We start from the raw sequence: 11,867 nt of genomic DNA, 5'->3' as shown, positions 1-11,867 counted from the left end.
CGGATTCGGGCATGACAGCAGCAACGACCTGTATCGCTGATTGCATTCCCGCAGGGGCCGGGGCCGTGCCGATGCGGCGCTCAGCCGGCGGCGCCGAGCAGCTCCAGCTCCGTCCCGAGGTTGCGGCGGGCGGCCGGTTCCCACACGCGTTCGCCGTGCGGGGTGTGGAACAGCCGTGGCAGCTCCAGCAGTTGGCGCAGTACCGCGGCGCGGCCCGTACGGAAGGCGTCCTCGGGGACGAAGCCGTACTCCTCGCGCACCGCGGCGGCATAGGCGGCGTATGGTTCCGGGCCGGAGGCCAGGATCGCCAGGTCCGCGTCGCACAGGACCGCGCCGTTGGCGTCGGCGTCGTCCGGGGCGTGGGTGATGGTCAGGCGCACCAGGCGGGCGACCTCAGCGGTCGCCTCGGGGGAGAGGCCGGCCTCGGGAAGGGCGCGTTCGGCGAGGCGGGCCGAACGCTCCTCGTTCTCGGAGCGGTCGGGGAAGTAGACCGCGTCGTGGAACCAGGCCGCGAGGCGCACCAGATCCGGGTCGGCCGCGTGCTCGGAGAGCGTGTCGATGTGGTCCAGGACCGCGGTCAGATGCGCGGTGGTGTGATAGCGGCGCTGCGGTTCGGCCCAGCGTGCGAGCAGATTCTCGGCGTACGGCAGGGGGTCCGGCGCGTTCGCCGAGGACGGGCCCCGGCGGGCGGCGAGCAGGGCCTCGGTCCAGCGTTCGCGGAGATCGGCGGTCATGTGCCGACTGTAGTTCGTGCCCTTCGCGTCCCGCCGGGCCGATCCGGCCCCTGGAGGCGTTCGCCGCCATGCGGTTGGCTGGGCGCATGGAATCTGTACGCGATCCCGAGCTGCCCGGCCTGTTGCTGCGCACCGAGCGCGACGCCCTCGTCCCGCTGCTGCGTGCCCGCCCCGACGACGACTTCGCCCTGCGCACCTGCTGCCCCGGCTGGACGGTGCGGCATGTGCTGGCCCACTGCAGCTCGGCGCTGACGCGCGTGGTGGACAACCGTTTCGAGGAGGGCGTCTTCACGCCCGCGTCCAACGACCGCGACATCGCCGAGCGTGCGGAGTGGACGAACGCCCGCGTCGTCGACGAGCTGGAGCGCGGGATGACCGAGGCGGGCGAGGTCATGGCCGCCGCCGGACACGGGATGCTGGACAAGATCGCGCTCGGCGAGTGGGTGCACGCCGGTGATGTGCGGGCGGCACTCGGGGAGCCCGGGGCGTACGAGGGGGAGGGGATGCCCCAGGCGCTCGCCCTGCTGGCCGCTCTGACCAGGGCGCACAAGTCGCTGCCCCTGCTGGCCCGGCTCGACGGGCACGACGCACCGCTGGTGCTCGGCTCCGACAGCCCGGAGCCCGCCGTCTACAGCGGGTCGGCGGCCACCCTCGTCCGGCTGGTGGCGGCCCGGCCGCTGACCGGGACGCGCTACGAGCTCACGGGGGCGACGGAGCAGGAGCTGGTCTTCTTCGACTGACACGGGCAGTGCGCTGCCACCGGCTGCTTTTGCCGCTGCTGCCTCCGCGGCGGAGTGAAGTGGCCATACCGGGAGATAATGGGATCAAAGGCATGTGTGTCGACCAGTGAGGCGGAGGCAGACGCCATGATCGCAGTGATGATCGTTTTCGGGCTCATCCTGGTGTGTCTCCTGGCGGGGGCCATGTGGTGGGACGGCAGGCGCCGGGAGCAGCTCGTCCCGCCGCTCCCCGAGGAGCAGCCCACGGCGCCCGACCACCGCGAGCACATCGAGGAGGTCCGCGAGGAGGACGACGACACCTTCCCGCACAAGGGCGACGACCGGCTCCTTCCGTACAACATGCGGACGCACAGCACGCACAGCACCGGCAAGGGGCCCGACGAGCGGCCCCTGCACGGGAAGAACGCGCACAGCGGCTCGTTCGGCAGTGGCGGCCTCGGGGGCTGAGCCCCGGGCGACACGGCCGGGCGCGGACCCGGTCCACGCGGGGCGTGACCAACGGCTCACGCCCCGCGTGACCAGTGGCTCATGCCCCTATGGGGTACCTCATGCGGTTATGCACACCCCGCGTCGGCGGTTCGCCCGGCGCGGATCCTCGGGTGCAGCTGCTTTCGTGGTACATGCGCATTACGCTGGCATTGGACTAGACCTATATGAGCCGTCTCCCTGGAGGATGGGGTCACATGAGCAACCGTGCAGTCCTGGAGGTGATCGCTCTGGACGCGCAGGACGCGGTCGCGGCGCAGTCCGGAGGGGCGGACCGGCTGGAGTTGGTCACCGACATGGCGGCGGACGGGCTGACCCCGTCGCGGGAGACCTTCGCCCGCATCCGTGACGCCGTGGACATTCCGCTGCGCGTGATGCTCCGCCTCGCGGACGGCTTCTCGGCGGGCTCGCCGGCCGACGTGGACTCCCTCGTACGGGCGGCGGGCGGCCTGCGGTCCGAGGGCGCGGATCAGTTCGTGCTCGGCTTCCTCGACGAGGCCGGCAACCCGGACCTGGTGACGGTGGAGCGGCTGATGGCCGAACTGCCCGGCTGCCGCTGGACCTTTCACCGTGCGATCGACCGTGCCGCAGACCGGGACTCGTTGCGCAAGCAACTGGCGGATCTGCCGGGCCTGGACACCTATCTGACCGCGGGATCGCCCGACGGGGTCGACGACGGCCTGCCGACGCTCCTGTCGGAGACCCGGAGGTCGGGCGAACCGGGCTACGAGCCGCAGATCCTGGTGGGCGGCGGGCTGCGGCTGGAGCATCTGCCGGTACTGCGGGAAGCGGGCGTGGAGGCGTTCCACATCGGCGGGGCGGCGCGGCCGGACGGCTGGGAGACGCCGGTGGCGCCCGCGGCCGTCGAGGAGTGGCGCCGGGCGCTCGACGCGTAGCCCTGCGGGCACGGGAGGTGCCCCCACGCCGCGTTGTCATCCGCCGACGGGCCCCTTGGCGCTCCGGGCACGGGAGGTGCCCCACCGGTAGCCCTGCGGGCACGGGAGGTGCCGCCATCCGTAGCCCTGCGGGCACGGGCGGTGCCCCCACCGCGTCGGCTCCTTCCTGCGCCTTGCGATCGCACGCACCAGACCCTCCCCCTACGCCCTGCGGGTGTGGGGGGACCCCACTCGCTGACCCGGCCTGACCCAATCGACAGACCCTGGTTGCGTCCCCGGCCCGCGTCCGACGGGCAGACCCGCGCCCCCACCGGGCGCGGGCCGTCCCTGCTAGGCGAGTTGGGCCGGCAGCGGCGACCTGTGCAGCACCGTGAGGCCCGAGACCGCGCGGGTCAGGGCCACGTACAGCCGGCGCAGGCCCGTGCGTTCGTCGGGTTCCGCGGCGACCACCGACGACGGGTCGTCCAGGACGACGTAGTCGTACTCCAGACCCTTCGCCAGCGACGCCGGGACCAGCGTGAGCCGGGACGTCAGGGTCGTCTCCGATCCCGGGGTGAGCCACGTCAGGCCAGCCGCGGCGAGTGCCCCGCTCAGCGCCGGGATGCGGCCGTCCGCCGCGATGAGACCGATCGAGCCCTCGTGGCGCAGCGATTCCTCGCACGCCGCCACCACCGCCGCGTCCAGGTCCGTCACCTCACGGATCGTCAGCGAGCCGGGCGACTCCCGCACGGAGCTCACCTCCCGCAGTCCGGGCGACATGTGCGGGAGCAGCCGGGAGGCGTACGCGATGACCTCGCGCGGCACACGGAAGCCCGCCGTGAGTTCCTCCATCACCGCGTCCGGCTTGCCCAGGTGGAACAGAGCCTCCTGCCAACTCTCCGTCGCCCAGGGGGTGGTGCCCTGTGCCAGGTCGCCCAGCACGGTGGCGGAGCCCGTCGTGCAGCGCCGGCCCACCGCGCGGTACTGCATCGGGGAGAGGTCCTGTGCCTCGTCGAGGACCACATGACCCAGCGAGTGCGTCCGCGCCACCAGGTCCGTCGCCTCGTCGATCAGCACCGCGTCCGCCGGCGACCAGCGCGCCGTCCGCAGGCTCCGCGGCGGCTTCTGCCACAGGATTCTCTTCTGTTCGTCGAGGGTCAGCACACCCTCCGCGTGCGCGGCCAGGAAGTCCGCGTCGGACAGCAGACGCAGCACCAGTTTCGCCGGGTCCACCGGCGGCCACATCGCCTTGACGGCCGCCTTCACCGCGGGATTGCGTGCCACCGCGTCCTGCACGCGGTCGTCCGGAGCCTCGCCCGCCTGTTCCATACGGACCAGCACCGTGTGCGCGATGCGCTGCGGCAGCGCCTCCCGCGCGGCGCCGTAGCGGATGTCGCGGTCCAGCAACTCGCGGACGATCTCCTCCAGTTCGTAGGCGGGCACCCGCCACCGCCGGGAGCCGCGGACGACCATCAGCGGCTCGGTGGGGAGCGTGACATGGGAGCGGACGGCCCGGCGCAGCACCTGGGCCATCCTCGCGTCGCCCTTGACGACGGCGGTCGCCGCCTCGTCGGTCCCGCGTACGTCCACATGCGCCACGAGGTCGTCGACGGTCGCCTGCTTCACCTCCAACTCACCGAGTGCCGGGAGCACTTGCTCGATGTAGTGGAGGAAGGACCGGTTCGGCCCGACGACCAGCGTGCCCGTCCTCGCCAGCCGCTCCCGGTGCGCGTACAGCAGATAGGCCACCCGGTGCAGACCGACGGCCGTCTTGCCCGTGCCGGGGCCGCCCTGCACACAGACCGTGCCGCCGAGGCCGGACCGTACGATCTCGTCCTGCTCCGGCTGGATGGTCGCGACGATGTCCCGCATCGGCCCCACACGCGGCCGTTCGATCTCCGCCTGGAGCAGCCTGCTGGTCCGTTCCGCCTCGGCCGGATCGCTCAGGTGCTCGTCCTCGTACGCCGTGAGGTCGCCGGCCGTGTAGCCGAAGCGCCGCCGCAGTGCGACGTCCAGCGGGTCCTTCTTCGAGGCCCGGTAGAACGGCTGCGACACGGGCGCCCGCCAGTCGACGACCATCGGATCACCGTCCACGTCGTGCACATGGCGGCGGCCGATGTAGAAGCGCTGCCCCTCCTGTGTGGTGTGGAGGTAGTCGACGCGGCCGAAGAAGAGCGGGGTGTGGGAGAGGTCGGCGAGCGCCTTGATGCGCTCGTCGATCTGCGCCTCCAGCACCGCCGCGTTCACCCAGTTCGCGGTGACGTCCTTGATGTCGAGGGCCTGGACGTCCTCCCGCATGGCGCGCAGGGCGTCGCGCGAGGCGGAGAGATGGGCACGTTCACGCGACAGGGGGTCGGTGTCGGCAGAGTCGGGTACAGGGGCGTGCGCGGGCACGGGTCGCCTCCGGCGGCTACGGCAGGGATCTGGGCAGGCAGACCACCCGGTTTCCGACCGGGCGGTGGCGCTCCTCAGCGGGAGGCGGGCAAGACGGAGGAGTTTAGATCAGCGCGGCGGACGCGGGCGACCGAATTTCGCGTGAGGACGACGCGGGGCTGTGCGGGGCCGCGCGAGGACGACGCCCGGCCGTGCGAGTACGACGCGAGAGCGTCCTCCCCGTAGGGGACGGCCTCTGTCTGGAGTCGTACGCGCGTATCCGCAGGGTTCAGTCCATGGATCGATGTTCTGCGCGCGCGGGAATCCCATCATGGAGGTATGAGTACAGCGACCTTCACCCCAGCAGCCCATGTCCCTCCACCCCATCACGGAGCCACCGCGACCGGAGCCCCGCACTCCCCGCACCGCGTCGGCAACGCCCTGCGTGCCGTCAAGGTCTTCGCCGAGGCCGTCTTCAGCGTCGCCGTCCTCGGTGAGTACGCGGAGGAAGCGGGCGTCCGCCGCCGTTGATCCACTAGGGTCGCGGCCGTGAAGTACCGGAACGTGACCCCTCGTTTACTTACCGCAGTCACCTCGATCGCTCTCGCCGTCTCCCTCGCCGCGCTCGCCGGACTCTGCATCGCCCAGCGCATCCCGATGGCCGACACGCTCGTGTACCGGGCGGAGGGAGCAGCCGTCGCCAACGGCACCGATCTCTACGGGTTCACCGTCACCCGGTGGCGTCTGCCCGCCACGTATCCGCCCTTCGCCGCGATCCTCTTCGTACCGACCACCTGGCTGCCCGTCCCCGCGCTCAAGGTGGTCTTCGCCGTCGGCAACGTCCTGCTGCTCGCCCTGCTGGTGCGGCTCTCCTGCCGCTTCGCGGGCCTGCCCGCCCGGACCCCGCTGGTCCTGGCCGCCGTGGCCGCCGGCCTGTGGCTCGAACCCGTCTTCCAGACCGTCCTGTTCGGACAGATCAATCTCGCCCTCGTCTGCCTGCTGCTCTGGGACCTGTCCCGCGACGAGGCGGCCATCGGAAAGGGCTTCGCCATCGGGGTGGCCGCGGGCATCAAGCTCACGCCGCTGGTGTTCGTCGTCCATCTGCTGATCACGGGCCGGGTCCGGGCGGGACTGACCGCACTCGGCTCGTTCGCCGGCACCGTGGCCCTGGGCGCGCTCGTCCTGCCGCAGGCCAGCGCGGACTTCTGGACCCGGCGCATCTTCGAGACGGACCGGGTCGGCAAGGCGTGGATCATCGACAACCAGTCCCTTCAGGGACTGTTCGCCCGGCTGCTGCACACCGGCGAACCAGGGGCCGTGTGGCTGTTCGCCGCTGCCCTCACCGCCGTCGCCGGGCTGTGGATCGCCGTCCGCGCGGACGGACCGTGGGGGGTCCTGGCCACCGCGACGACCGCCCTGCTCGTCTCCCCGATCAGCTGGTCGCACCACTGGGTGTGGTGCGTCCCGCTGCTGGCCCTGCTGATCGCGGAGAACCGGATGCGCACGGCCGCGGTGGTCGCCGCCGTCTTCATGGCGCGGACCTTGTGGCTGGTGCCGCACCACGGGGACCTCGACCTGCGGCTGCCCTGGTGGCAGCAGGTACTGGCGTCCCCGTACCCGCTGCTGGGGTTCGCGGTGCTGGCGCTGGCGCGGGGGTGCCGTCAGCGCAGCAGCTCGTCCGCGTCCATGATCCGGTACGCGTAACCCTGTTCGGCCAGGAAGCGCTGGCGGTGCGCCGCGAAGTCCTGGTCGATCGTGTCCCGCGCGACCACCGAGTAGAACCGTGCCTCATGGCCGTCGGCCTTCGGGCGGAGCACCCGGCCGAGGCGCTGGGCCTCCTCCTGACGGGAGCCGAAGGTGCCCGACACCTGGATGGCGACCGTGGCCTCCGGCAGGTCGATCGAGAAGTTCGCGACCTTCGAGACGACCAGGACGGAGATCTCGCCCTGCCGGAACGCCTCGAAGAGCTTCTCCCGCTGGGCGTTGGACGTCTCGCCCTTGATCACGGGCGCGTCCAGGTGCTCGCCGAGCTCGTCGAGCTGGTCGATGTACTGGCCGATCACCAGCGTCTGCTCGCCGCGGTGCTTGGCGACCAGGGCCTCCGTCACCTTCCGCTTGGTCGCGGTGGTGGCGCAGAAGCGGTACTTCTCCTCGGTCTCGGCGGTGGCGTACGCGAGCCGCTCCGAGTCGGTCAGATTGACCCGGACCTCGACACAGTCCGCGGGCGCGATGTAACCCTGCGCCTCGATCTCCTTCCACGGGGCGTCGAAGCGCTTCGGGCCGATGAGCGAGAACACGTCCGACTCGCGGCCGTCCTCGCGGACCAGCGTCGCGGTCAGACCGAGCCGGCGGCGGGCCTGGAGGTCGGCGGTGAACTTGAAGACCGGCGCGGGGAGCAGGTGCACCTCGTCGTAGAGGATCAGGCCCCAGTCGCGGGAGTCGAAGAGCTCCAGGTGGGGGTAGATCCCCTTCCGCCGGGTCGTGAGCACCTGGTAGGTGGCGATGGTGACGGGGCGGATCTCCTTCCTCGTCCCGCTGTACTCGCCGATCTCCTCCTCGGTCAGGCTCGTCCGCTTCACCAGCTCGTGCTTCCACTGGCGGGCGGAGACCGTGTTGGTCACGAGGATCAGCGTGGTCGCCTTGGCCTGCGCCATCGCGCCTGCGCCGACGAGGGTCTTGCCGGCGCCGCAGGGCAGCACGACGACACCCGAGCCGCCGTGCCAGAAGCCCTCGACGGCCTGCTTCTGGTACGGGCGCAGCGCCCAGCCCGTCTCGTCGAGGTCGATGCGGTGCGCCTCGCCGTCGACGTAGCCGGCGTGGTCCTCGGCCGGCCAGCCCAGCTTCAGCAGCGTCTGCTTGATCTGACCGCGCTCGGAGGGGTGCACGGCGACCGTGTCCGGGTCGAGCCGCTCGCCGACCAGCGGCTGGACCTTCTTCGAGCGGAGGATCTCCTCCAGGACCGGCCGGTCGCTGCTGGTGAGCACCAGGCCGTGGACGGGGTGCTTGGAGAGGGTGAGCCGGCCGTAGCGGGCCATCGTCTCGGCGACGTCGACGAGCAGCGCGTGCGGGACGGGATAACGCGAGAACTCGACCAGAGCGTCGACGACCTGTTCGGCGTCGTGGCCCGCGGCCCGCGCGTTCCACAGACCGAGCGGGGTGACCCGGTAGGTGTGGATGTGCTCGGGCGCGCGCTCCAGCTCCGCGAAGGGCGCGATGGCGCGACGGCAGGCGTCCGCCTGCTCGTGGTCCACTTCGAGGAGAAGAGTCTTGTCGCTCTGGACGATGAGGGGTCCGTTCACACCTGCGCCCTTTCGGTAAGCCAAACCTCCAGTGTGCCGTACCGGACGACAGAACTGGCGGGCCTGATCCCGGCGGGCGGGGGCATCAGGGAGCCATGACCGTACATCGGGAAGGCGCCACGGCCGGAAGCGTCGTGGCAGAAGTCTCATGGGGCAGGACCGCCCTCCGCGTTCTGATCATGGTCCTGGGGTTCGTCGCACTGGTCGGCTTCTCCGCGGTGCTGGCCAAACTGACGCTCACCCCGTCACCGGCCTCGTCGGAGATCGCCGGATCCAATCTGCGGCCCGGGAACTCACTGCGGCAGTACGCCGAGGACTACACGTTCCTCGCGGCCTGCAAGCAGGTCGGCGGCAATCTGGTGCTCGGCGCCCCGTTCGGGCTGATCCTGCCCGTGCTGGTTCCGCGCAAGATGCGGATGGTGCGGGTCGTGGTGCTGACCGCGCTCGTGATGGTGCTCGTGGAGATGGCGCAGGGCGCGATCGTCGAGGGCCGCGCCTTCGACGTCGACGACGTCATCCTCAACACCAGCGGCGCGCTGATCGCCTACCTCCTGGTGGGGCGGAAGATCGGACGCCGTTTCCATGCGCTCGCGCGGCCGGGACAGCGGGACCAGGAGCGCGCGGAGCAGGCGGAGGAGCGCCGGCTGGAACGCAACCGGGAGCGCGAGCGCAAGCGCAAGGCCGCCCGGGCCAAGGCCCGTACCCGGCCCGGCGCCGAGTGGCGGGCCGTGCGGACGCGGGTCGCCGACCGGGTCAGGCGGAGTCGTCGGCGAGCTCCGCAACGCCCGTGATGCGGTGCAGCGGATAGGTGCGGACCTCGTCGGCGGTGTGGTCGTACGCCGTCACGAAGCCGCCCTCGACGCGCACCGGCGCGATCACGCGCTGGCTCGCCGAACCCTCCGCGTTGACATAGCCGATCCAGATCGCCGAGCCCGTCATCGCCGCGGCCTGCACCGTGGCGAGGGTCTCGGCCGAGGAGGACCGCGGCAGGCTGCCGTTGGGTGAGGGCTCGGGAGCGGGCTTGCGTTCGACGGTGGCCGCGAGGTCCCCGGCCCGGATCGCCTTCACGGCGGCGCCGAGCAGCGTGGGGTCGGGCACCGGCGGTCCGTCCGGGACCGGCGCGGGAGGTGTGCGCGGCGGTGTACGGCGGGCGTGTGCCCGGGTGATCAGGACATCGCCCTCGGCCGACTCGGCGGCGGGGGCGTACCCCATGGACCGCAGACCGTCGAGCAGGGCCCCCGGGTCGGCCTGGGCCGCGAGCACGGTCGGCGCGAGGCGCCGCAGCCGCAGGCCCTGGGAGCGCTTGTCGGCGAGGATCTCGTCCAGCATGGCGTCGTCGTCGCAGCGGACGTACGCCGAGGCGGCGCCGATCCGCAGATGGCCGTGGCGGCGGGCCACGTCGTCGATCAGGTACGACAGCGGCTGCGGAACCGGCGTGCGCGAGTGGGTCGCGAGAAACGTGTGCAGGTCGGACGCGGACCGTCCGGCGTCGAGCGCACGGCGCACCGAGCCGGGCGTGAAGCGGTAGACCGTCGCACCGCCCTTGGACTCCACATCGGCGAGGACGGCCAGCGTCTCCGCGAGCGGCCGCTCCAGCGGTCCCGGGGCGACGGCGGTGAGGTCGGCCTGGAGGAGCACATGGTCCAGCGGCTCGGGCAGCAGCGGCGCGAGCGCGGCGGCGGCGAGAGCGACCGGATCGGGGCCGGCGCCGGTGGTGCGTGAGGCGTCGGGGCCGGGGGTGCGGGCAGCGTCAGGGCCCGTGCCCGAAGGCCCCGAAGGGCCGAGCAGCGCGCGGCCGTGCGCCGACAGGGCGCCACGGCCCGTCACGCCCAGGGTCTCCGCCTCCGTCAGCGTCCATGCCGCGACCCGCGAGCGCAGATCCACGGAACCGTCCGCGGCGCTGCGGGCGGCGTTGGCGTCCGCGCCGGTCCCGCCCCGCAGCGGGCGCTCCCAGCGCAGCCTGGCGAGCACCGTCTCCGGGTCGGGCGCCGTGCCCGCAGGCAGCACGGCCAGCAGATCGAGGACCCGGCGGCGCACCTCCGCGGCCGCCGAACGGTCCAGATCGGGACCGAGCGCCGAGAGCGAGCGGCCCTTGGCGTCCTGGCCGCCGATCAGGCCGGACGTACGGGTCGCGGTGAGCCAGGCGGATGCCAGCAGCGCCCAGCGCTCGGCCGGGGGCAGGGTGAGCCACTCGTCGTACGCGGGCGTCGGGGCGTACCGCTCGTCGGCCTCGCCGTCCGCCGCCAACAAGCCGGCCGCGTAGGCGAGTTCGATCCAGAAGGCGGCCATCTGCTCGCCGGTGTCCAGCGCGGCAGCGGCCCGCTTGAGATCGCGTACGGACAGACCGCCGGACCGCATGACGGCAGGTCCGCCCTCGTGCCAGTCCTGGAGCAGGTCCTCGACCGTCGACAGCGCGGTGAAGGCCTGGCCGGCCGCGGTGCTGTCCACAACCTGTGGACGGCCCTGCGTGAGGGACGCGCTCGCCGCGGGCCCCACCGCGGGCGGCACCGGCTCCGGCACCCGGTGCGCCCGGCCGCCCCGCAGATGCAGGGCCACTTCACGCGGCAGCACCACGGTGCGCGGCGAGGCGGGCAGCAGCATCCCGTGGTCGCGCAGCCACTGGACGGGCGGCGCCGGATTCGCCGTCACCTCGCCGTACGGAGGACCCCACACCAGCCGGTCCAGGACCGTCAGCGCCTCCGTCGGCGCGGTGTCCAGCAGTGCGCCCATCCGTCTGCGGTCGGTGAACAGCGAGGTCAGCGAGGCGACCGCGGACACCGGATCGTGCGTCGTCGACAGCCCGGCGGCCGCCAGGATGTCCTGGAGCCGGCCCGGCGACATCCCCGACGTGGACTCGGCGACGGTCGGGCCGAGCCCGGTCGGCGACGGCCGGGTGGGGGAGGGGGCCAGCAGCTCACGCGCGGTGCGCACCAGCCGCAGCCGGTCGTCACCGCCCCACACCAGCGCCTGCCCGCGCAGCACACCCAGCGCACGCGGCAGGGCCGCCTCGACGTCCGGGTCGCCCTCGTCACCGGACAGCAGGGCCAGCAGGGTCTTGTACGGGGCCGGGTCGGGGGCCACCGCCAGCGCCTCGGCGGTCTGCAACGCGAACCGGTCCAGACGCTCCAGTGCCCGCACGACCGAGGCGCGGGTGCCGGCACGGGTGGCCAGCTGCGTCACATCGTTGGGTACGGGGTTCAGCAGATCGGGGCGGGCGCGCAGCAGCGCCGCCAGCTCCTCGTCGTCGCGGGTACGCAGGGCCTCGGCCAGCGTGCGCGGACTGCTGCTTCCTTCGGGCATGGTCCCCATCCGCCCCACGGTAGACCCTGGAGCGCTACGGTCGGGGACAGGGCGGGCCCG

General features: G+C 72.5%; 10 protein-coding genes. 6 read left to right on the top strand and 4 right to left on the bottom strand.

The features are described 5' to 3' along the window. Positions 1 to 80 precede the first annotated feature (80 nt). Positions 81 to 734, bottom strand: coding sequence for an HD domain-containing protein (locus OHA05_RS16325; RefSeq protein ID WP_328861016.1), 654 nt, complete (start codon positions 732 to 734; stop codon positions 81 to 83). Between the two features lie 86 nt (positions 735 to 820). Between OHA05_RS16325 and OHA05_RS16320 the strand changes: the two genes are divergently transcribed. From OHA05_RS16320 to OHA05_RS16310, 3 genes are all read left to right on the top strand, one after another. After that, entirely contained in the window at positions 821 to 1,474 is a 654-nt protein-coding gene (locus tag OHA05_RS16320; RefSeq protein ID WP_328861015.1) for a maleylpyruvate isomerase family mycothiol-dependent enzyme, read from the top strand. 126 nt (positions 1,475 to 1,600) lie between these two features. Then, a complete protein-coding gene (locus tag OHA05_RS16315) occupies positions 1,601 to 1,921 on the top strand; it encodes a DUF6479 family protein (protein ID WP_391844294.1) in 321 nt (106 codons plus the stop codon). 236 nt (positions 1,922 to 2,157) lie between these two features. After that, the gene (locus OHA05_RS16310; protein WP_328861013.1) at positions 2,158 to 2,856 is read left to right on the top strand and encodes a copper homeostasis protein CutC; all 699 of its coding nucleotides are present in this window, start codon (positions 2,158 to 2,160) and stop codon (positions 2,854 to 2,856) included. A 330-nt stretch (positions 2,857 to 3,186) separates the two neighbouring features. Here OHA05_RS16310 and OHA05_RS16305 read toward each other — a convergent pair whose 3' ends face one another. After that, the gene (locus OHA05_RS16305) at positions 3,187 to 5,229 is read right to left on the bottom strand and encodes a HelD family protein (RefSeq protein WP_328861012.1); all 2,043 of its coding nucleotides are present in this window, start codon (positions 5,227 to 5,229) and stop codon (positions 3,187 to 3,189) included. 318 nt (positions 5,230 to 5,547) lie between these two features. On the opposite strand from OHA05_RS16305, the gene OHA05_RS16300 reads away from it, so the two are divergent. Further along, positions 5,548 to 5,739 carry a hypothetical protein gene (locus OHA05_RS16300; RefSeq protein ID WP_313945636.1) on the top strand — a complete coding sequence of 64 codons (192 nt, stop codon included), beginning with the start codon at positions 5,548 to 5,550 and terminating at the stop codon, positions 5,737 to 5,739. Positions 5,740 to 5,865: 126 nt separating this feature from the next. Further along, complete coding sequence (locus tag OHA05_RS16295) at positions 5,866 to 6,912, top strand: glycosyltransferase 87 family protein (protein WP_328863411.1); 1,047 nt, start codon at positions 5,866 to 5,868, stop codon at positions 6,910 to 6,912. Here OHA05_RS16295 and OHA05_RS16290 read toward each other — a convergent pair. Then, the gene (locus OHA05_RS16290) at positions 6,870 to 8,507 is read right to left on the bottom strand and encodes a DNA repair helicase XPB (protein ID WP_313945637.1); all 1,638 of its coding nucleotides are present in this window, start codon (positions 8,505 to 8,507) and stop codon (positions 6,870 to 6,872) included. The genes OHA05_RS16295 and OHA05_RS16290 overlap by 43 nt on opposite strands. 95 nt (positions 8,508 to 8,602) lie before the next feature. Here OHA05_RS16290 and OHA05_RS16285 point away from each other — a divergent pair, with 95 nt between their 5' ends. Then, positions 8,603 to 9,298 carry a VanZ family protein gene (locus tag OHA05_RS16285; protein ID WP_413777759.1) on the top strand — a complete coding sequence of 232 codons (696 nt, stop codon included), beginning with the start codon at positions 8,603 to 8,605 and terminating at the stop codon, positions 9,296 to 9,298. Here OHA05_RS16285 and OHA05_RS16280 read toward each other — a convergent pair. Further along, positions 9,261 to 11,816 carry a helicase C-terminal domain-containing protein gene (locus OHA05_RS16280; RefSeq protein WP_313945638.1) on the bottom strand — a complete coding sequence of 852 codons (2,556 nt, stop codon included), beginning with the start codon at positions 11,814 to 11,816 and terminating at the stop codon, positions 9,261 to 9,263. The genes OHA05_RS16285 and OHA05_RS16280 overlap by 38 nt on opposite strands. Between the last annotated feature and the right edge of the window lie 51 nt (positions 11,817 to 11,867).

The sequence above is a fragment of the Streptomyces sp. NBC_00306 genome, assembly GCF_036169555.1.
Lineage (GTDB): Bacteria > Actinomycetota > Actinomycetes > Streptomycetales > Streptomycetaceae > Streptomyces > Streptomyces achmelvichensis.
The sequence above is the reverse complement of the archived record's forward strand: the minus strand, read 5'-3'. Positions and strand labels throughout refer to the sequence as shown.